17 protein-coding genes are annotated in these 21028 nt (G+C 72.5%); 14 read left to right on the top strand and 3 right to left on the bottom strand.

All coding sequences use genetic code 11. The annotated features are described in order from the left end of the window. The first annotated feature begins 7 nt into the window (after positions 1 to 7). From WMF26_RS20345 to WMF26_RS20310, 8 genes are all read left to right on the top strand, one after another. Positions 8 to 445, top strand: a complete 438-nt coding sequence (locus WMF26_RS20345) for a chemotaxis protein CheW (RefSeq protein WP_437947812.1) — start codon at positions 8 to 10, stop codon at positions 443 to 445. Continuing rightward, entirely contained in the window at positions 442 to 2001 is a 1560-nt protein-coding gene (locus WMF26_RS20340) for a CheR family methyltransferase (protein WP_438001680.1), read from the top strand. The genes WMF26_RS20345 and WMF26_RS20340 overlap by 4 nt, the downstream gene beginning before the upstream one ends. Continuing rightward, entirely contained in the window at positions 1998 to 2570 is a 573-nt protein-coding gene (locus WMF26_RS20335; RefSeq protein WP_438001679.1) for a chemotaxis protein CheW, read from the top strand. The genes WMF26_RS20340 and WMF26_RS20335 overlap by 4 nt, the downstream gene beginning before the upstream one ends. Continuing rightward, the gene (locus WMF26_RS20330) at positions 2567 to 4039 is read left to right on the top strand and encodes a CHASE3 domain-containing protein (RefSeq protein WP_438001678.1); all 1473 of its coding nucleotides are present in this window, start codon (positions 2567 to 2569) and stop codon (positions 4037 to 4039) included. Before WMF26_RS20335 ends, WMF26_RS20330 begins: the two co-directional genes overlap by 4 nt. A 9-nt stretch (positions 4040 to 4048) precedes the next feature. Continuing rightward, positions 4049 to 6118 carry a hybrid sensor histidine kinase/response regulator gene (locus WMF26_RS20325; RefSeq protein ID WP_438001677.1) on the top strand — a complete coding sequence of 690 codons (2070 nt, stop codon included), beginning with the start codon at positions 4049 to 4051 and terminating at the stop codon, positions 6116 to 6118. Then, positions 6115 to 7221: a chemotaxis-specific protein-glutamate methyltransferase CheB gene (cheB, locus tag WMF26_RS20320; RefSeq protein ID WP_438001676.1), complete on the top strand. Its 1107-nt coding sequence runs from the start codon at positions 6115 to 6117 to the stop codon at positions 7219 to 7221. The genes WMF26_RS20325 and cheB overlap by 4 nt, the downstream gene beginning before the upstream one ends. Further along, a complete protein-coding gene (locus WMF26_RS20315) occupies positions 7218 to 8357 on the top strand; it encodes a response regulator (RefSeq protein WP_438001675.1) in 1140 nt (379 codons plus the stop codon). Before cheB ends, WMF26_RS20315 begins: the two co-directional genes overlap by 4 nt. 167 nt (positions 8358 to 8524) lie before the next feature. Then, entirely contained in the window at positions 8525 to 9310 is a 786-nt protein-coding gene (locus WMF26_RS20310; RefSeq protein ID WP_438001674.1) for a hypothetical protein, read from the top strand. Positions 9311 to 9388: 78 nt separating this feature from the next. On the opposite strand, the gene WMF26_RS20305 is transcribed toward WMF26_RS20310, so the two are convergent. Next, positions 9389 to 10621: a pectate lyase family protein gene (locus WMF26_RS20305; RefSeq protein ID WP_438001673.1), complete on the bottom strand. Its 1233-nt coding sequence runs from the start codon at positions 10619 to 10621 to the stop codon at positions 9389 to 9391. A gap of 518 nt (positions 10622 to 11139) precedes the next feature. Between WMF26_RS20305 and WMF26_RS20300 the strand changes: the two genes are divergently transcribed. Continuing rightward, positions 11140 to 12393 (top strand): pectate lyase family protein, encoded by a 1254-nt coding sequence (locus WMF26_RS20300; protein WP_438001672.1) that lies wholly within the window; start codon positions 11140 to 11142, stop codon positions 12391 to 12393. Positions 12394 to 12512: 119 nt separating this feature from the next. After that, positions 12513 to 14027, top strand: a complete 1515-nt coding sequence (locus WMF26_RS20295) for a pectate lyase family protein (RefSeq protein ID WP_438001671.1) — start codon at positions 12513 to 12515, stop codon at positions 14025 to 14027. 193 nt (positions 14028 to 14220) lie between these two features. Here the strand turns inward: WMF26_RS20295 and WMF26_RS20290 are convergent, their stop codons facing one another. Further along, a complete protein-coding gene (locus tag WMF26_RS20290; RefSeq protein WP_438001670.1) occupies positions 14221 to 14370 on the bottom strand; it encodes a hypothetical protein in 150 nt (49 codons plus the stop codon). Here WMF26_RS20290 and WMF26_RS20285 point away from each other — a divergent pair. The 4 genes from WMF26_RS20285 (at position 14369) to WMF26_RS20270 (ending at position 20317) form a co-directional block, all read left to right on the top strand. Continuing rightward, the gene (locus WMF26_RS20285; RefSeq protein WP_438001669.1) at positions 14369 to 16012 is read left to right on the top strand and encodes a DUF1592 domain-containing protein; all 1644 of its coding nucleotides are present in this window, start codon (positions 14369 to 14371) and stop codon (positions 16010 to 16012) included. The two genes, WMF26_RS20290 and WMF26_RS20285, sit on opposite strands and share 2 nt — an antisense overlap. Beyond that, positions 16009 to 17454 carry a DUF1552 domain-containing protein gene (locus tag WMF26_RS20280; protein WP_438001668.1) on the top strand — a complete coding sequence of 482 codons (1446 nt, stop codon included), beginning with the start codon at positions 16009 to 16011 and terminating at the stop codon, positions 17452 to 17454. The genes WMF26_RS20285 and WMF26_RS20280 overlap by 4 nt, the downstream gene beginning before the upstream one ends. 398 nt (positions 17455 to 17852) lie before the next feature. Beyond that, complete coding sequence (locus WMF26_RS20275) at positions 17853 to 18923, top strand: vWA domain-containing protein (RefSeq protein WP_438001667.1); 1071 nt, start codon at positions 17853 to 17855, stop codon at positions 18921 to 18923. Positions 18924 to 19252: 329 nt separating this feature from the next. Continuing rightward, positions 19253 to 20317 carry a pectate lyase gene (locus WMF26_RS20270; RefSeq protein WP_438001666.1) on the top strand — a complete coding sequence of 355 codons (1065 nt, stop codon included), beginning with the start codon at positions 19253 to 19255 and terminating at the stop codon, positions 20315 to 20317. Between the two features lie 49 nt (positions 20318 to 20366). On the opposite strand, the gene WMF26_RS20265 is transcribed toward WMF26_RS20270, so the two are convergent. Beyond that, complete coding sequence (locus WMF26_RS20265) at positions 20367 to 20951, bottom strand: HD domain-containing protein (RefSeq protein WP_437954104.1); 585 nt, start codon at positions 20949 to 20951, stop codon at positions 20367 to 20369. Positions 20952 to 21028 lie beyond the last annotated feature (77 nt).

Raw genomic sequence — 21028 nt, 5'->3', positions numbered from 1 at the left:
GAGGCGGTTGAGAGCCCTGGTCGTCCGCGCCCGCTCGTGGGCTTGCGCGCTCCCGCTCACCGCCGTGGTCGAGACCATGCGCGCCCTCGACGTCCGGAGCGTCCCCGGCGCGCCGCGGTTCGTGCGCGGGCTGGCCGTCATCCGCGGGGCGCACGTGCCCGTGATCGACCTCGCGGCGCTGTTCGGCGTCGCGGACGGGCAGCGTGGGGCGCGCCTCGTCTCGGTCCGCGCCGGAGCGCGGCCGCTCTCGCTCGAGGTCGACGAGGTGCTCGGCATCAAGGAGCTCGACCCGGCCGCCCTGGAGCAGACTCCGCCGCTCGTCGCCCAGGCCCTGCCGGAGTGCGTGGACAGCCTCGGCACGCTCGACGGGCAGGCGATGGCGCTGCTCGAGACGGCGCGGCTCCTGCCCGAGGCCGCGTGGTCGGCCCTCCGAGGCACGGCGTGAGCGCCGCCGAGCGCGACCTCGGCCCGCTCGAGGAGCTCCTGGAAGAGCGCCTCGGGCTCTCGCGCGCGTCCCTGCACCTCGGCGCCGATCTCGAGGCCGTGCTGCGCGAGCGGATGCGCGCCCGGGGGTGCTCCGATCTGGGCGACTACCGGCGAGCGCTCGACCGGCCCGAGGTCGCCCGAGAGGAGCTCCACGTGCTCGCGGGCCAGCTCACGGTCGGGGAGACGTACTTCTTCCGCGAATGGCAGCAGATCGAGGCCTGCGTCGAGATCGCCCTGCCGGAGCGCTTCGCCGCGCGCCAGGGCGGCGAGCCGATCACCGTGCTCTCGGCGGGCTGCGCCTCGGGCGAGGAGGCGTACACGCTCGCGATCGCGCTCCACACCGCGTACCCGGGGCTCCTGCCGCACCGGATCAAGGTCGTCGGCGTCGACGTCAACCCGGGCGCCATCCAGAAGGCGCAGCGGGCGCGGTACTCGGAGTGGGCCCTGCGGGCGGTCCCGGACGACATGCGCCAGCGCTTCTTCGCGCGCGCCGGGGCCGACGTCGCGCTGCGCCAGGAGATCGTCAGGCTCGTCGAGTTCCAGGTCCGGAACCTCCTCGACGACGACCCCGCTTTCTGGAGGCCCGGCGCGTTCGACGCGATCTTCTGCCGCAACGTCCTCATGTACTTCGCGCCGCAGAAGATGGCCGAGGTGCTCGACCGGCTCCACGCCGCGCTCGCGCCGCGCGGCTTCCTGTTCCTCGCCTCGAGCGAGTCGCTCCGCGCCGCGAGCGCCGCGTTCGAGGCGGCGCACTCGCACGGCATCTTCTACTACCGGCGGAGCAGCGCGCCCCCCCGCCCGGCGCGCGGCGACGCCCCGCGCGCGACCCGCTGGGTCGCGCGCATCCACGAGGCGTCCGCGCGCGTCGCCGAGGTGGCCCAGCGCGTGTCGCCGCCCCCGCGGGGCGACGCGCCGGCCTCGCCGACCGCGCAACGCGCGTTCCCATCGACGAGGCCCCCGCCGACGAGGCCCCCGTCGACGAGGCCCCCGGCGCTGGCCGAGCTCGCGGCGATCGACAGGGCGCTGGAGCTCATCGGCGGCGAGCGGTTCACCGACGCGATGGCGGCGCTCGCGGCGCTGCCCCAGCGGGCCGCGCCGAGCGCCCGGGTCGAGCTCCTGCGCGCGGTGATCCTCTGCCAGCAGGGTGAGCTGGCCCGCGCCGAGCGCGCCTGCCAGCGCGCGCTCGACGCGGGCGACGCCGGGGACAGCGGCGCGGCCCACTACGTGCTCGGCCTCTGCCAGGAGCAGGCCGGCGACGCCGCGGGCGCCGCGCAGCACTACAAGGCCGCGGCGTCGCGCGATCCAAGCTTCGCCATGCCGCACCTCCGGCTCGGGCTGCTCGCGAAGCGCGCCGGCGACCTCGCGACCACGCTGGACGAGCTCGGCCGCGCGGCGGCGCTGCTGGTCTCGGAGCGGCAGGAGCGCCTCGTGCTGTTCGGCGGCGGCTTCCCGAGGTCGGCGCTGATCGGCCTCTGCCAGGCCGAGCTCACGGCCCGGGGAGGGCGCGCCGGATGAAGCGCGCCCTGCTCGCCGAGCGCCTCGCCGCGCTGCAGGCCGCCTTCGACGCGTCCTTCGCCGAGCCCGCGCGCGCCCGCGCCGAGGAGCCGGCGCGCGCGCTCGCCGTCCGCGCGGGCGACCGCAGGCTCCTCGTGCGCATCGAGGAGCTCGCCGCCGTCGAGCCGTGCCGCCGGATCGTGCCGCTCGCCGGCGGCCCGCCGGGGCTGCTCGGGCTCGTCGGCCTGCGCGGCCGGCTCGCCGCGGCGTACGACCTCGCCGCGCTCGTCTCCGGCCGGCCGCGCGCCGGCGTGGGCGCGGCGGCGGCCGGGCCGGCGCCGCGCTGGCTCCTCGTCTGCGCCGAGCACCCCGACATCGCGCTCGCGATCGACGAGATCGAGGGCCACGCCAGCGTCCCGCGCGAGGGCGCGCGCTCCGCCGCCGCCGAGCGCGAAGGCGCGGGCGAGCTCGTCACGGAGACCGTCGAGGTCGACGGCGAGCCGCGGGGCCTCCTCCGCGTCGCCGCCGTCGCGGACACCGTCTTGCGCCGGGCCGAGCGAGGCGCAGAGCGTCCCAAGGAAGATCGATGAAGACCACGTGGACCATCCCGCAGCAGATCGCCGCCAGCCTGTTCTTCCCCCTCGTCGTGCTGATCGCGCTGGGCGTCGTCTCCGTCCACAAGACGGCGAGCCTGCTCGAGATCAGCCAGGAGCTGAAGCACACCTACCGGGTGCTCACCGAGCTCGACGAGCTCCACGCCCACTTCCTCGACGCGGAGACGGGGCAGCGGGGGTTCATCATCACCGGCGACGACGCGTTCCTGGAGCCCTACGAGATCGCGCTGCACTCGATCGACGCCGACTACGAGGAGCTGCGCCGGCTGACCGAGGGGAACCTGGGCGCGCAGGGGCGGCTCGACCGGCTCCGGCCGCTCATGCGGGACAAGCTCGAGGAGATGCGCCTCTCGGTCGAGCAGCGCCGCCGCGAGGGCGCCGCGGCCGCCGCGGCGACGGTCGCGAGCGGCCGCGGCCGGCGGGCCATGGATGACATCCGCGCCGTCGCCGGCGAGCTCCGCGCCGAGGAGATGCGCGCCCTCTCGGCGCGAGAGCAAGAGGCCGCGGCGAGCGAGCAGCGTCTGCTCGTCACCCTCTCCGCGGGCTCCGCGCTCACCGTCCTCGTCGTCGCCGCGGTCGGCTTCCTGATCATCCGCGGCATCAACCGCCGCATCCACTCGGCGACCCGCCGCATCGAGAGCTCCGCGACGGAGCTCCAGGCCGCCGCCACGCAGCAGGCGCAGGGCTCGAAGGAGCAGGCGACCACCTCGACCGAGGTCTCCGCCACCATGCGGGAGCTGCTCTCGACGTCCCACCAGATCGCCGAGAGCACGCAGCGGGTGACGCAGATCGCCGCCGACACCGCCGCGGCCGCGCGCGCCGGCGACGAGACCGTGAAGCGGGCGCGCGAGGGCATCGACGGCGTCCAGCGCCAGGTCGAGCAGATCGTCCTCCACATGCTCGATTTCGGCAAGAAATCCCAGGAGATCGGCGGGATCCTCCAGATCATCAACGAGCTCGCCGAGCAGACGAACATCCTCGCGATCAACGCGACCATCGAGGCCGCCGGCGCCGGGGACGCGGGCCGGCGCTTCGGGGTGGTCGCCGACGAGATCCGCAAGCTCGCCGACCGCGTGGGCGGCTCGACCAAGGAGATCCGCGCGCTCATCGAGGAGATCCGCGCGGCCGCGAACACGACCGTGATCGCGACCGAGAGCGGCTCGAAGGCGGTCGACGCGAGCGCGCGCCAGTTCGGCGAGGTCGCCACGAGCTTCCGGCAGATCTCGGAGCTCGTCAGCAGCACCGCCGAGGCGTCGCGCGAGATCGAGCTCAGCACCAAGCAGCAGGCCACGGCGGTCGAGCAGGTCAACGCGGCGCTGCTCGACGTGGCGCGCACCGCGCGCGAGACGGAGGCGAGCTCGTCGGTCACGCTCAAGACGTCCTCCGAGCTCGCGACGCTCTCGAAGGACCTCGTCCGCCTCATCCAGCGGCCAGCCGGGGCGTAGGAGCACCGCTTGGGGAGCGATCTTTACAAATACTTCCGGATGGAGGCCCAGGAGCTCGCGGACGGGCTCGCGTGGAGGTTGCTCGATCTCAAGGAGCAGGGCGGCCAGGGGGAGCCGCTCGACCAGTGCTTCCGGCTGGCGCACACGCTGAAGGGCGCCGCCGGCGCGGCCAAGCAGCTCAAGATCGCCGAGCTCGCCCACACGGTCGAGGACGTGCTCACGCCGTTCCGGCGGGACCGCCAGCCGATCCCGGCGGAGCACATGGGCGAGCTGATGCGGCTCATCGGGCTCATCCGCGACGAGGTGTCCCGCCTCGCCGCGGATGAGCCCTGCGACCCCGAGCGCGGCCGCCCGGCCCGGCGCAGCGCGCACGAGGAGGTGGCGCGCGTCGATCTGGCCCACGTGGGCGCGCTGGCCGACGAGATCGGCGAGGCGATCGTGCAGCTCGAGTCGCTGCGGAGCAGCGCGGAGGCGCTCGATCGGGCCGAGCGCCTCACGGAGGCGCTCGGGAGCGTGAGCTCGCCGGAGGAGGTGGTGCGCAACCTGGGGGAGCTCGGCGCGCGGCGGGCCGGGGGGCTCTACCGCGAGCTCTGCGCCGCGCTCGCGGCCGCGCGCGCCGACCTCGCGCGGGGCATCGACCGGCTCTCCACCGAGCTCCGGCAGGCGCAGGCGCGCACGCGCGAGCTGCAGCTCCTGCCGTGCGCCGGCGTGCTCGAGGCGGTGGAGCTCGCGGTGCGCGAGGCGGCGGACTCGCTCGGCAAGCGCGTCGATTTCCAGGCGAGCGGCGGCGACATCCGGCTCGACAGCGCGGTGATCACGGCGCTGCGGGACGCGGCGCTGCACATGGCGAGGAACGCGGTCGACCACGGGATCGAGCCCGAGGCCGCGCGCCGCGCCGCGGGGAAGCCGGTCGCCGGGCAGATCCAGCTCCGGGTCGAGCAGCGCGGCAGCCGGGTCGCCCTGATCTGCAGCGACGACGGCCGCGGCGTCGACGTGGCCGCGGTCCGGAGGGCGGTCGTGCGCGCGGGGCTCCGCCGCGAGGAGGAGGCGTACGACCTCACCGCGGAGGACGCGCTGGAGCTCATCTTCGGGCCGGGGGTGAGCACGTGCGAGGCGATCACCTCGCTCTCGGGCCGCGGCGTCGGCCTCGACGTGGTGCGCGAGACCGCGGCGAAGCTGAGCGGCACGGCGAGCGCAGAGAGCCAGCCCGGGCGCGGGACCACGATCGAGCTCGTGGTCCCGATCTCCCTCTCGTCGGTGACCGCGCTGCGGCTCGAGGACGGCGGCCACACGGCGCTCCTGCCGCTCGACGCCGCGCGGCACGCCCTCCGGCTCGACGCGGGCGCGATCGTCCGCGGCCCGGAGCGCGACGCGATCGTGATCGAGGATCGCCTCGTGCCGTTCGCGCGCCTCGCCGCGGTGCTCGGCGCGGCGGAACCGGAGGGCGAGCCGCGCTGCGCGGTGGTCGTCGGCGCAGGCGCGTCGCAGGCGGTGCTCGGGGCCGATCGCCTCCTCGGCGCGGTGCCCGTCGTCGTGAAGCCGCTCCCCGCGGCGGCGGGGGCGCCGCCCGCGGCGCTCGGGGCGAGCCTCGACGTGCGCGGCGACCCGGTGCTCGTCCTCGATCCGCGCGGCCTGGTCGAGCTCGTGCGCGCGGCCGGCCCGGGCGGCGCGCGGAGGCGCGAGCGGCGCCCGCCGCCGCCGATCCTCGTCGTGGACGACTCGCTCACCACCCGGATGCTCGAGCAGAGCATCCTCGAGTCCGGCGGGTACGAGGTCGATCTCGCGTCCTCGGGCGAGGAGGGGCTGCGCAAGGCGGCCGAGCGGCGTTACGGCCTGTTCCTCGTGGACGTGGAGATGCCGGGGATGAACGGCTTCCAGTTCGCCGAGCGCGTCCGCGCCGATCCGGCGCTGCGCGAGACGCCGCTCGTCATCGTGACGTCGCTGTCGTCGGCGGCCGATCGCCGCCGCGCCAGGGATGCGGGCGCGGACGACTACATCGTGAAGGGCGAGTTCGACCAGCGGCGGCTGCTCGACACGGTGGCCGGGCTCCTCGCCCGAGCGCGGGGGGCCCCGTCGTGAGCCGCGCGCCGCGGGCCGAGCCCCGCACCCCTTCGCGGAAGATCCGCGTGCTGGTGGCCGACGACTCGCGCACGGTCCGCAGGCGCATCGTGGACGCGCTCGAGGCGGACCAGGAGATCGAGGTGGTCGGCGAGGCCGGCGACGGGGAGGCCGCGATCGCGCTGTGCGAGCAGCTCCGGCCCGACGTGCTCACGCTCGACATGATGATGCCCAAGGCGAGCGGGGTCGCGGTGACCGAGCACGTGATGGCCTACTGCCCCACGCCGATCCTCATCGTCTCGGCCTCGCTCGAGCGCGGGGAGGCGCTCGGGACGTTCGACGCGCTGGCCGCGGGCGCCGTGGACGTGCTCGACAAACCGGCGGCCGGCGCCGAGGGCGACGCCTGGGATCTGCGGCTCGTGAGCGCGGTGAAGCTCGTCGCGCGCATCAAGGTGATCACGCACCTGCGCAGGAAGCTCCGGCCCGCGCGCCCCCTGCCCGCCGTGGAGGCGCCGGCCGGCGCGCGCGCGGATGACGGCTGGTGCCGGGTCATCGCGATGGGCGCCTCGACCGGGGGGCCGTCGGCCATCGTCGAGGCGCTGAGCCCGCTGCCGGCGTCGTTCCCGGTGCCCATCCTGCTCGTCCTGCACATCGGCGCGCCGTTCGCGCCCGCGTTCGCCGAGTGGCTGGCCGGGCGGCTCGCGATCCCGGTCTCGATCGCGACCGACGGCGAGCCGCTCCCGCGCGCCGGCCAGCCCGGCGTGAGGCTGGCGCTGCCCGACAGGCACCTCGTGGTCGAGAAGGGGCGGCTCCGCCTGACCGACGGTCCGGAGCGGCACTCGTGCCGCCCCTCGGTCGACGTGCTCTTCGCGTCGATCGCGATCGAGGTCGGCGAGCGCGCCATCGGCTGCCTGCTCACCGGCATGGGCCGCGACGGCGCCGAGGGGATGCTCGCCATGAAGCGCGCGGGGGCGACGACCCTCGCCCAGGACGAGCCGTCGTCCGTCGTGTTCGGGATGCCGCGGGAGGCCATCGCGCGGGGCGCGGCGCAGCACATCTTATCCGCAGGGGCCATCGGCCCTACGTTGCTGGCGCTGTCCAGGAGCACGAGGAAATCGCCATGAAGCCGCACGTCCTGATCGTCGATGACAGCCTCACGATACGCATGGATCTCCGGACCCTGCTCACCACCGACGCCGGGTTCGTGGTGACGGCGTGCGAGACCAAGGCGCTTGCCCAGAAGGTCCTGAAGACGAGGGCGTTCTCGCTGGTGATCCTCGACGTGCTCCTGCCGGACGGCGACGGGCTCGACCTCCTCCGGGAGATCCGCACCTCGGAGGATCTCGCGCACATGCCGGTCATCCTCCTGTCCACCGAGATCGAGGTGAGGCACCGGATCCACGGGCTGAGCATGGGCGCCGACGAGTATGTCGGGAAGCCGTACGACGGGAGCTACCTCGTGCACCGGGCGATGGAGCTCGTGAGCGAGCGCAGCAGCGCGCGCCGCGCGGCGGAGGGCGGCGGATCGGGCCTGAGCGGCAAGAAGATCCTCGTCGTGGACGACAGCCCCACGTACCGCGCCTCGCTCGCGCACGTCCTGCGGCAGGACGGCTGCGACGTCATCCCGGCGCAGTCGGGCGAGGAGGCGCTGAGCCTGCTCTCCGTCGAGGGGGTCGACTGCGTGATCATGGACCTCCTGATGCCGGGGATGGGCGGCCTGGAGGCCGCGCGGCGGATCAAGCAATCGAGCGGCACGAGCCACATCCCGGTGGTCATCCTGACGGGGCACGACGACGCCGCGACGCGGGCGGAGGGCGCGCGCATCGGCGTCGACGACTTCGTGCTGAAGGCGCCCGAGCTGACGATGCTGCGGTCGCGGCTGCGGGGCCTGTTCCGGAGCAGGCCTGCGCCGGCCGCGGGCGGCGGGGCCGCCGCGCGGCGCGCCGGGAGCAGCCCGGATCTCCCGCCGCCGAGCTCGCGGGCCGGCAGCCGCGCGCGCAGCGTGTTCCCGGGGGCCGGGTCGCTGTTCGATCAGGTCGTCGCGGTGAGCGGGCTCTCGAGCGTGATCGGGCCGAGCACCATCGTGCGGGCGTGCCGGCGCGCGGGCATCGAGCCGTGGTCGATGTCGCCCGAGGACCTCCACCGCGCGCTGCCGGCCATCCGCGAGACGCTGCGCATGTTCCTGAGCGAGGAGGACGCCGAGCGCGGCATCGCGGCCATCAGCCTGCTCGCGCGCGACGCGGCGTCCGCCGCGAGCTGAGCGGGCTCGCTGGAATCACACGGCAACGGACGATGTCGGACGCTCGAGGAGGATCACGGGAGATCCGTGTCGTCGCCTTGACGCGCGCGCGCCGAGCGCGTTGACGTATTCCCTCGACGCTCGCCGCCGCGCCGGGGCGCGCGGGGGCGCGAGAGAGGGGCATCGCGATGCGGGATTTGAAGGGGATCATCGAGGTGGAGCTGCTCGTCGAGGAGAACGGCGCGCTCGCGCCGGCGCGGGAGTACGTTCACCGCGACACGACGTACGTCGAGGGGCGGTCGGGCCAGCGCTATGCGCTGCGCGTGCGGAACCTGACGGGCGGGCGCGTGGAGGTCGTGCCCTCGGTCGACGGGCTCGACGTGCAGAGCGGCAAGGACGCCTCGTTCGACCTGCGCGGCATCGTGATCCGGCCGCACGACTCGTTCGATTTCACCGGATTCCGCATCAGCCACACCGAGGTCGCGACGTTCCGGTTCGGGAGCATCGAGCAGTCGTACGCCGCGCAGATCGGCAAGCCCCGCAACGTGGGCGTCATCGGCCTGGCGGTGTTCCAGGAGCTCGCGCCCCCTCCCCCGCCCCCGCCGCCTCCGTTCACACCGCCGCCGCCGTCGTTCGGCGGGCCGCCGGGCGGCGCGCCGCCCCCCGCGGCGATGCGCCCGCGAGCCCCGGCGCCTGCTGCGCCGCCGGCCCCGGCGCCGGGGTACGGCCCGGCGCCCGCCGCGCCGCAGGGGCTCGGCACGAGCTTCGGGGAGCGGCGCGAGTCGCGCATCTCGTCGACGCAGTTCGACCGGGCGACGCCGAAGCCCGCCGCCGTGCTGGTGATCCGCTACGAGCAGCGCGAGGGTCTGCGGGCGCTCGGGATCGACGTGGACGGGCTCTACCAGCGCGAGACGGCCAGCCCCTTCCCCGCCGAGACCGGCTTCGCCAAGCCGCCGCCCGGCTGGAAGGGGTGAGCGCCGGAGAGCTCGATTCCACGCATCGGCCCCGCGTCAGGGGCAACGGCATCTCCGCTGTCGACCGCGGGGCCCCCGCTACTCGTCCCAGATCCGGCCGGCCCCCGCGTAGCTCATGACCAGCGCAGGAACGTCCTCCACCGGGTCCGCATCGTACGGGTACATCGCGGCAGGATCGAACGCCGTGCCGCGCGCCTCGCAGACCGGCGTCGCGGGAGGCGGGGGATCGTTCGGGTCCTCGGACGGCGGCGGCGGCATGTTCGTCTCGATGATGTTGTCGCGTTCGACGATGTCCCCCGGCTCGGAGTCCGCATATCCCGCCCGACACGGGAACCACGTGTTCAAGAAGTAGTTCCCCTCCACGACGACATCGGCCTCCATGCGCGACGCGACCCCGTAGGAGAGGTTGTCGAGATAGTAGTTGTTGAACACGTGCACCTCGCCGAAGCGGACGCTCGGATGCCGGGTCTGGGTCCCGTCGAACCAGTTGTGGTGGAGGGTAACCTTGAGGAAGCCGGCGTCCGACGAGGCCGCGTCGGAGTGGCCGATGAGGATCGTCTTGTGGTGGTTCCTGAAGACGTTCCACGACAAGGTCACGTACGACGACTCCCGGACGATATCGATCAGGCCGTCGGCCGCGTTCATGAACGTGCAGTGATCGATCCAGACGTTCGTGGTCTCGGTGGTGATGCCGATGGCGTCCTCGTTCGCGTCCTGGAACGTGATGTTCCGGATGATGACGTTCTTCTCCCGGTACAGGTACAGCCCGCCGCCGACGATCGTCGCGTCGGCGCCGAGGCCGATGATGGTCTTGTTCGAGCCCACGTCGTTCATGCCGGACAGCTCGATGGTCCCGGAGATCTGGACGACGCGCGGCTCGGTGCCCGCCATCGCCTCCAGGAGCGACGCCGCGTCCGAGACCGTCACCACCGTGCCGCCTTCGCCGCCGGTCGTCCCGCCGTTCAGCGACGCGAACCCGACGGGGACGTTCTCGGGCGCGGGCGGCGGCGGATCCGTCGGGGGATCACCGCCGGTGGACGCGCTCGACGTGCCGCTCGCCGCGCTGGCGGCGGCGGTGCCGCCCGTGGCGCCGCTGCCCGTCGTCGCGCTGCTGCTGGCCATCGCGCCGCTGCCGGCCGTGGCGCCGCTGCTGGCCGTCGCGCTGCTGCTGGCCGGGGGCGCGCCCCCGGAGCCGCCGGCGCCGTCGACCGCTCGTGGGGTGGCTTCGTCGCCGCCGCACGCACAGAGGCCGAGCGCCAGCAGCGCGAACGGGAACACGAGAGTCCGACCTGACTTGCTCCTTGAGGTCATCCTTCTTCACCTCTGCCGCAACGGGGATGCTGGCGTCATCGCGTTCTCCGTCGTCGAGGCAGCGGACGTCGGATCATCGATGGATGGCGCTCGCCGGCGGCGCCTCATCCGGGCTCCCGCGGCGCGCCTCGTCGTTCCTGCGCGACGCGCGGCGCGAAACGCACACGCAACCGTTGTGCCGTTCGCCGCCGCGCCCGCACGGGCGCGGTTCGCTTCAGAATTTTTCCGCGGGAGTGGCCGAGATGGTCGGCGCTGACGTGAGCGGCTGTCGATGAGGCGCTGGCGAAGCTCCCGCCGATAGCCGCTGGTCAACGCGCGGTTGACGTGGCGTGCGTCGGCGCCGTCAAGCACGTCAACCCACGGTTGACTCGGCGAGCTCACGGCGCGCTGCGACAAGCGCTTTGGCGCCGCGAGCGCGGCGCGGCTTCCATCAGGCCGGAATGTCCGTCGGCGGGCGGCTCGGAGAGGGCGGCACCGACATTGCTTGTCGCCCCATCACGATTCGGAAGGATGGATTCATGAAAGGCGCTGTTCTCTCGTTGGTCCTCCTGGGTTGCGCGGTCGTGGTCGGCTGCTCCGGCGCGGCGAGCTCGCCCGGGCCGAGCGAGGAGGCGGCCGGACAAGGCGGCACGGGAGGCGGCGCTCCGGGCAGCGCGAGCGGACAGGGCGGCGGCGCAACCTCGGCCGGCCACGGCAGCTCTTCGGGCGCGGGCGGCGGGGGCGCCGGCATCGGCGGGGGCGCCGGCATCGGCGGGGGCGCTGGCACCGGAGCGGGCGGCAACGGTGGGGGCACGACCTCGAGCGGCCACGGCGGGGCCGGCGGCGCGCCGCAGGGGCCCGGGGACGGGCCGGACGGGTTCGCGAGCGTGGAGGGCTACGGCGTCAGGACGACCACGGGCGGCGCGGGCGGCCCGGTCGTCACGGTCACCACGACCGAGGAGCTCCTCGATTATATCGCGCGCCCTGGGCCGTACGTCATCCAGGTCTCCGGGACGATCGCGCTGCCCACCGGCGCCACCGACGGCATGCACGACGTGACGTCCCACAAGACGATCCTCGGCCTCGGCGCGGACGCGACGCTCACCGGCGGCGGCCTCAAGATCGGCCTGCCGGTGGACGACGCCATCACCTCCCCTCCGCCCGACGCGGTCCACAACATCATCATCCGCAACCTCAAGATCACCGGGGCCTCGGACGATCTCATCAACATCCAGATGTTCTCTCACCACATCTGGATCGATCACTGCGATCTCTCGAACGGTGGCGACGGCGCGCTCGACATCAAGCGGGGCTCGGACCTCATCACCGTGTCGTGGAACCATTTTTACGACCACACGAAGACCTGCCTCCTCGGGCACGACGAGCTCGGCGCCCCTCAGGACGTCGGCCGGCTCCGGGTCACCTATCACCACAATTTCTTCGATCGTTCGGATCAACGCAACCCGCGGGTCCGCTTCGGCGAGCCCGTGCACGTCTACAACAACTACTACAACGACAACAGCTATGGCATCGCGTCCACCTGGAACGCAGGGGTGGTCGCCGAGGGCAACTACTTCTTCAGCGTCAACAACCCCGGCCGGGTGCTCTTCGAGGACAACAACCCTGGCCGCATGGTCGCTCGGGACAACACCCTCGTCGATTGCAATCACGAGATCGAGGTGGCTGGGCCGGTGGTCGAGCCGGGCACCTACTACGACTACACGGTGGCCAGCAGCGCGGATGTCCCGGCGATCGTGATGGCCGGCGCGGGCGTGGGCAAGATCGGGCTTTGAAGCTTCCCTGCAGAGGCGGACCCCTCGGAGCTGGGTCCGCCTCAACAACGGAGAGACCAGTGCACATTCGATTCCTCTGCGCTCGCCGGGCGTCCGACGCGGCCGCCTTGGCGATGCTCATGATGTTCGCGGCATGCTCGACCGATCCCGAGGGAGGCGCGGCGACCAGCGGATCGGCCGGCGGCCCCGGCGGCTCAACCACCATCGGCTCGGGCGGCGCCGGCGGCTCGGGCGGCGGCAGCAGCTCCGCCACCACCGGTCCGGGCGGCGCCGGCGGGTCAGGCGGCTCGGGAGGTCCGGACGGGACGGGCGGCTCGGCCACGGTCGGCTCGGGCGGCGCAGGCGGCTCGGCCACTGTCGGCTCGGGCGGCGCAGGCGGCTCGGCCGCTATCGGCTCGGGCGGCGCTGCAGGCGCAGGCGGCTCTGCCACCGCCGGCTCCGGCGGTGCAGGAGGCTCCGGCGGCGTAGGCGGCTCGGGACCCGTCGAGGACGTAGGCACGGTGATCAAGGTGACGACCCTCGACGCGGACGGCCCGGGATCGCTGCGCGATGCGATCGAGACGCCGGGCCGACGCATCATCGTGTTCGAGGTCGGCGGGATCATCGATCTGAACAAGGCCCGCCTCGACATCACCAAGCCGTTCGTCACGATCGCCGGCCAGACCGCGCCCTCGCCGGGCATCACGCTGATCCGCGGCGGCATGCGGATCAGCACGCACGACGTGCGGATCCAGCACCTCCGCTTCCGCATGGGCGACGCCGGCGCCGCGCCGGCGTCCGGGTTCGAGCCCGACGTCACGACCGACGGCCCTTCCGCGTACAACATCGTGATCGATCATTGCTCGGTGGCGTGGGGCGTGGACGAGAACCTGTCCGTCTCGGGCCCCCGCTTCAACGGCCCCGCCGGCACATCGCACCGCGTAATCCTCAGCAACAACATCATCGCCGAAGGGCTCCACGAATCCGTGCACGCGAAGGGCGCGCACTCGATGGGCACCCTCGTGCACGACTACTGCACCGATGTCACCGTCGTCGGCAATCTCTACGCCCACAACTACGAGAGGAACCCCTGGTTCAAAGGGTTCGCGACGGGGACGATCGTGAACAACGTCGTCTACAATCCCGGGAAATGGGCGATGCGGCTGGGCCCCGTCGTCAAGGAGTGGGAGAGCTCGGGCATCACGCCGGAGCCGCCCAGGGTCAGCATCGTCGGCAACTACATGCAGCACGGCGTGGACACGCTGCCAGGACTCCCGATGGTGGGCACCAACTCGATGGGCTCGGCGTACCTGGAGGACAACATCGTCGTCGACGCGAGCGGTGAACCGGCGCCGCTCGTCTCCCCGGAGGTCGTCATCCTCCCCGAGAGGCCCGTGTGGCCCGACGGCCTCGTCGCGCTCCCCGCGGCGTCGGTCGTCGACGCGGTGCTCGCGCACGCGGGCGCGCGCCCCAGGGACCGCGATGAGGTCGACCTGCGCATCATCGAAGACTTCGTGTCGGGCGGCGGCATGCTCGTGAACAGCCAGGACGAGGTGGGGGGCTACCCGACGGCAGAGCCGACCACGCGGCCGCTGGTCGTCCCGGCCGACGACATCGAGGGCTGGCTCGAGAGCTTCGCGGACGATGTCGAGTGACGGGCGCTGGCCGTCCGGCGGGATCGCGGCGGCCAATCACCGCCCAGTGACCGCGCTGTCAACGCCGGGTCTGTCAACTCCGGATTGACAGTCAACTCCGGATTGACAGTCAACTCCGGATTGACAGTCAACTCCGGATTGACAGTCAACTCCGAGTTGACGACGACCAGCGCCGGACGGCGCAGGCTTCCTGTCATTCTGCCGTACGATCACTCATCAGCTCGCGGAAGGCCCCGAGCTCCGGGGCGGCGCGACCGCGCCGGCCTTCGCGCTCGTGGAAATCGAGCATCGAGGAACAGCAGCCATTGCACGCGAGTTCCTCATCACTATAGAAGAGGACCATGCTTCGACTGCTTCAACTTGGGAGATCCAGGGTCACGCTCGCCCTGGCGGCCGCGGCGATCGCCGGCTGCACTGGGCAGCTTGGAGACCGCGACGGCTCACGACCAGGCGGCGACGGCGACGGCATCACGCTGCCGGATGGAACGGAGAGCGTGAGCCTGCTGCCCGCGCGCATCCGCCGCCTGACCAACGCCGAGTACGCCGCCTCGGCACGCGCGCTGACGAGGACCACCGCCGACCCGAGCGGAGGCTTTGCGCCGGACTCGCGGCAGGACGGCTACACCGTGAACGACGCCCAGCGCGTCGACCCGGTGCTGGCCAAGCAGCTCGCCGCCTCGGCGGAGGCGCTCGCTGCTGAGGTGAAGAGCAAGCTCGCGGAGTTCGCTCCCTGCGCGGACCCGGCCGCGCAGGGGGAGAGCTGCGCCACCGATTTCATCAGGTCGTTCGGCGGACGCGCCTACCGCCGCCCGCTCGACACCGCGGAAATCGACGGGCTGCTTACGGTCTATCGGGTCGGCGCGAAGGGCGCGACCTACGCGGACGGCGTCGAGCTCGTCGCGCGCGCGGTCCTGCAGTCGGCCGGCTTCCTCTACCTGACCGAGATCGGCGACGGCTCCGGGGGATCCGCGCTGGAGCTCACGCCGCACGAGCTCGCGAGCTCCCTCTCGTACCTCATCACCGCCGGCCCGCCCGACGACCCGTTGCTCGAGGCCGCCGCGTCGGGTGCGCTGTCGACCCCCGAGGGCCGGGAGAACGAGGTGCGCCGGCTGCTCCAGACGTCGGCCGCCCGTGATCGCATCGTGCGGGTCGTCCGCGAGTGGCTCGGCATCGACCGGATCGCGATGACGGCGAAGGACTCGAACGTCTACGGCGAGTTCGCCGCCGTCAGGCCGTCGATGGAGATCGAGACGGAGGCGTTCGTCAACGAGGTCCTGTCGAGCTCCACCGGCACGGTCGGCGAGCTGCTCGGCGCCGACTGGAGCGTCATCGACGAGCCGCTCAGGGGGTTCTACGGAGCTCAGGGCGCGGGGCGCGTCTCGCTATCGAACCGGCGAGGGCTCCTCAACCAAGGCGCCTTCCTCGCAGTCTACGCGCACGCCACCGAGACCGCGCCGGTGCTGCGCGGGGTGACCGTCCTCCGCCGCGTCACGTGCAGCGACATCCCTTCACCGACGGAGCTGAACATCAACGTCGTCCCGCCGGTGCCCGATCCGAGCAAGACGACGCGCGACCGCTTCGCGATCCACTCGACCGACGCGGAGTGCAGGTCGTGCCACGACCACATCGACCCGTTCGGCTTCTCCTTCGAGCAATTCGACGGCATGGGCAAGATCCGCGAAACCGACAACGGACACCCGGTCGACAGCGCCGTGACCGTGGCGATGGGCGCCGACATCGACGGCGCGTACGCCGACAGCAACGCCCTCGCGCAGGCTCTCTCCAGGAGCCCGATGGTGCGCTCTTGCTTCGCCCGCCAGGTGTTCCGCGCCTCGGCGGGCCGCAGCGGCAAGGGCGCAGCGGAGAGCGAGGAGTCCTTCCTGAGGGCGTGGGAAGCCGCGCCGGAAGCAGAGCAGGGCAAGATCGTCGAAACGCTCGTCACCTACATCAAGAGCAGTCTCTTCAGCCATCGGAGGCCCCAGTGAATCGCCGGTCCACACGCCGCTCGTTCCTCCGCGCCGTGGGCGCGGGGCTCGCGACGCTCCCTTTCGTGAACATGCTCGGGGACTCCGTCGCCCAGGCGGGCGGCGAGGCGCTGCCGCTCAAGTTCGTCACGATCTACCACCCCCACGGCATCTCGGCCGAGTACTGGGCCATGCGCGCCGGCGAGACGGAGACGAGCTTCGACATCGCGTACGAGAACTGCTCGCTCCAGCCGTTCGACGATCCGGCGACCTACGGCCGGAGCTTCAAGGACAAGATCCTCGTCGTCGAGGGGATCGACCACCTGTCGAACGCCAACGGGCACGACTCGGCCGGCACCATCCTGACGGGCAGCCGCATCGACGGGAAGAAGCCGCTCAACGTCTCGCTCGACCAGTTCCTCGCGGTGGAGAAGGGCCTCGGCGCCGACACGCGCATCACGAGCGTCGCGCTCGGCGTGGGCATGGACGGAGCGGACTCCGGGCAGACGCTCTCCTTCGGGGCAGGCGGCGCGCCCCTGCCGAAGATCATCGACCCGGTCGAGGCGTTCGACCTGCTGTTCGCCGGCCTGGTCGTGGGCGACGACCCCGAGGCGCAGGCCCGCGCGGCCCGGCAGCGCGAGCTCGGGCAGAGCGTGATCGACTTCGTGCGGGGGGACATCAACCGCCTGCGCACGCGCCTCGCGCCGGCCGAGCAGCAGAAGCTCGACCAGCACCTGACGTCGCTCCGCGAGCTGGAGAAGCAGATCGCCGGCCCCGCCGCGGGCGGGCAGGCGTGCGCCCTGCCGCCGCAGCCGGATGCATCGAAGTTCCCCAGCCTGAAGCAGTACAACGGCGGCGAGCCCTACTTCGACGCCATCACCGACGCCCACATCGATCTCCTGGCCCAGGCCCTCGCCTGCGACATCACGCGCTTCGCCACGCTGTTCATGAACGACCTGGCGTACGAGGGCAATCCGCTGGGATTGCCGACGGACAACCACGGCTCGGTCGCGCACACGTACGACGCGTCGCCGGTGGGCAAGGGCGGCTGGCCCGGCGAGGGCAACCCGGCGACGTGGGTCCCGCTCGCGAGGTTCAACCGCTACAGCTACTCGAAGATCGCTCGCCTCATGCAGCGCCTCGACGAGCTCGGCGTGCTCGACAGCACGCTGATCTACGCGTCGAGCGACATGGGCAACCCCGCCCTGCACAGCACGCGCAACGTGCCGACGCTGCTGGCGGGCGGAGCGAACGGGAAGTTCAGGATGGGCCGGCGCATCAAGCTGCGGCCGGACTGCCCCGCTGACGCGCCGTTCTGCGGCGAGAACGACGCGACGTTCTCGCCCACGACGAACAGCCGGATCCTTGTGTCGATCGCCCAGGCGTTCGGCGTCGAGGTCGAGTCCTTCGGCTCCCAGCCCGACCCGAAGCTCACCACGGGCGCGCTCAGCGAGCTCACGTAAGCACACCCGGTCGCGGAGGTACCGGCGAGCGTCCACCGTGTCAACCCGCGGTGGACGGCCCCGGGCGACGACGCAGGGCGCCCCGCCACGAGTGGTGGGGCGGAAGAAGCCTTTGCGTAGAATATGCCAGTCAGCATGCCACGAGTGCCCCCTCGGGCCCACCCCGCGCCCCGGGGCACGCGCCTTGCTGCGATGTCCCCGCGAACGGCGCGCGGGCGCCTGAGCCCGCCGCGCGCATCGTGGGAGTTCAGCCAGAATTTCGGTGACGCAGGGCGCTCGCTGACGCGCGTGCTGGCTCCTGCCCGGGAGAGCGGGGCCGGCAGAGCGATCGTGAGGGCGTCACCCGGAGTCTGCTTACGGGAGGCAGCATGCGGAGAGCATCCTTGGTTTGGTCCGTCGTGACGTTTGCAGCGCTATCGGGCTGTGCGGCGAGCATCGACGGCGACAGCGGTAGAAGCAGCGGCGATACGGGCGCGGGGGCCGGCCCCGGCGTTGACGACTTCGGCGACGCGACGGGTGGCGAGCCCGGCGGCGACTTCACCCCTGGCGTCACGACCGGAGGAGAGGAAGTGGACTGCGGGCGGCAGAACTTCAACGTCGAGCGCAAGCCGGCCAGCATCCTCTTGGTCCTCGACCGCTCCGCGTCGATGCAGGACGACCCGAGCGGGGACGAGGGCACGCCGTCGAAATGGGACATCGTCGTGCCCGCCTTGCAGGAGGTGATCGCGGCGACGAACGAGGCGGCCTCCTGGGGCCTGAAGGTCTTCCCGCAGGGCGACCGGACGGGCACCTGCACCGAGGAGAGCTTCCCGCGCGACATCCTGATCCCGATCGCGGGCAACAACGCGCCCACGGTGAATCAGGCGATCTCGAGCACGACCCCCGAGGGGGACGGCACGCCGACGGGCGACGCCATCAACAAGGCGGTCGAGTACCTGCAGTCGATCCAGAACGACGACCCGAAGTACATCCTGCTCGCCACGGACGGCGACCCGTCGTGCCCCAAGAGCGACTCGGACGAGTTCGCGGTGCAGGCGGTGACGAACGCCGCCGCCGCCGGCTTCCACACGTTCGTGGTCGGCATCGCGTCGCAGGAGAGCAAGGTCAAGGCGCTCAACGGCCTCGCGGTCGCGGGGCTCGAGCCCCGGGACGACCCGGATCCGCTCGCGCCCAAGTTCTACCTCGCGGCCACGAAGGACGAGCTCGTGGCGTCGCTGCTGACGATCACGGGAGAGGTCTCGACCTGCCTGTTCCCGCTGAGCGCGCCCCCGCCGAACCCGGACCACGTGGGCGTGTTCGTCGGGGATGAGGCGGTCATGCAAGACACCACGGGCATGAACGGCTGGAATTACACGGGGCCCGACATGACGACCATCCAGCTCTACGGCGCCGCGTGCGAGCAGGTGGCGAGCAGCGGCGCCGGCGCGGTCAAGGTGATCTTCGGCTGCAAGGACGACCCGATCTACTGAGCCGCCGGGCGCGCTCCGCCCGCGCGCGGAGCGCCGGCGCGTCAACCGCGATCGTCAACCGGTGTCGACCTGGCGTTGACACGGAGACCGCCCCCCACGTCGGCGCGGCAGCCCGGCGCCCCGTGGCGCCCGCTGGATCGCCGCTTGCATTCTCGTAGATCGAGACCGAGACCGCGTAGACCGCTTCGACCCCGAGGCCCGCTCGACGACGTGGAGCGTGGGCTCGTGGTTGCCACCTCGACGACGGCGCCGGCCGGCGTCGCGCGAGTGCTCCCGGGCGCAGATCGTCCATCGTACATTCAAAGAGAGGTAGCGAGATGAGATTCGGATTGAAGTCAGCCTTCACTTTGCTGCTCGTGCTCGGCGCCGCCGGCGCCTCCCAGCTCGGCTGTTCGGACGACGCGGCGACGCCGGACGACGGCGAAGGGGGCAGCAGCTCGAGCAGCAGCGCCGCCACCAGCGGCGGGAGCACGACCACGGGGAGCGGCGGCAGCGGCGGCGGCGGCAGCTCGAGCAGCACGTCGGCGAGCACCACGGCCGCGAGCAGCACGTCGGCGAGCAGCACGTCGGCGAGCAGCACGGCCGCGAGCACCACGAGCAGCGGCACCGGCGGCGCGGGCGGCGAGGAGCCGCTCGGCGACGAGATCCCGATGGTGATCCCGACGCCCACGAACGGCGCCGGCGAGATCAGGACCCAGACGACGGTGCTGAAGAACGCGGCCAACGGCGGGCAGGACGTCTACGACTTCAACAACCAGAAGATCGGCGTGAACAACACCGCCGATTGCGACGACGGCGAGGGCCAGAAGACGGTGTTCGAGGTCGAGGACGGGGTCACCGTGAAGAACCTCATCATCGCGGGCGGCCTCCCCGGCGGCAACGGCATCGTCTGCAAGGGCGACTGCACCCTCGATCACGTCTACTGGGAGGACGTCTGCGAGGACGCCGCGACCAACAGCAAGGACGGCGCGACGATGCGCATCAACAGCTCGATCGCCCTGCACTCCGCCGACAAGATCTTCCAGCACAACGCCAAGGGCGGCTCCACGACCATCGTCACGAACTCGTACATCGCCGACTTCGGGAAGCTCTGGCGCTCGTGCGGCGACTGCACCGCCAACGGCGGCCCGCGCAACCTGATCATCGACAACGTCCGGGTGGACAAGGTCAAGACGACGGTCGCGGGCGCGAACCAGAACTACGGTGACACGGTCACGATCACGAACCTCTACGTCAAGGGGGGATACGACGAGGAGGACGACAAGCCGAAGATCTGCCAGGAGTACCGGGCCGTCACCGACCACATGGGCGAGTCGGAGAAGCTCCACGGCGGCGCGAGCCAGTGGAACACCGCCACGTGCCGCGTGAGCAAGAGCGACATCAAGAGCTGGTGAGCGCGTGACCGCGCGGGCGGCGGCGCCCGCTCCGCTCTGCCCCGCTCCGTTACGATCCCACCCCGAGCTTGCGGCGCAGGTTGTCGCGCGCGCGCGCCTCGAGGCGCTCCCGGAAATACGGCGACAGGAAGATGTGCTCCGCCGCGAGCAGCCGCTCGAAGAAGGCCCGCCGGCCCGCGGCGTAGAGCTCGGGCGGCACGGCGCTGTACTCCGCGGCGATCGCGCGGTCGTAGGCGTCGAACGCCGCCGCGTCGCTGCCCAGGATGGCCATGTCGCAGTCGAGGAACAGCGCCTCGTCCTCGCCGACGTCCGCGGGCGCGAGCGATCCGTGGCGCGCGGTGAGCAGGATGAGCCGCGCGATGAGGCCCTCGTCGAGCCCCTCGCCGGGCAGCCAGCGCGCGACGGCCTCGCGCGCGAGCTCGGCGCTCTGCTCCTCGTTGTCGCGGCGGCCTGGCGCGTACACGGCGTCGTGGAAGAGCGCGGCCAGGACCACCTCGCGCGGCCGCCGCCAGCCGACGTCGCGGCCGACCTCGGCCACCCGGCGCAGCACCTCGCGCACGTGGGCCAGGTCGTGGTACGCGCGCCCGGGCTCGCCGTAGGCCGCCCGCACGGCGCTCCACAGCGGCTCCGGCAGGGCGAGCCCGCCCGGCGCCTCCGGCGGCGCGCCGCCGGCGTCCGCGGCAGCGCGCGCCCCTTCCGCGGCGCCCGCGG

The organism is Sorangium sp. So ce185 (assembly GCF_051526825.1).
In the GTDB taxonomy this organism is placed as follows: Bacteria; Myxococcota_A; Polyangia; order Polyangiales; family Polyangiaceae; genus Sorangium; species Sorangium cellulosum_D.
Note: the sequence above shows the minus strand (reverse complement) of the source record. Positions and strands in the feature narration are given on the sequence as shown.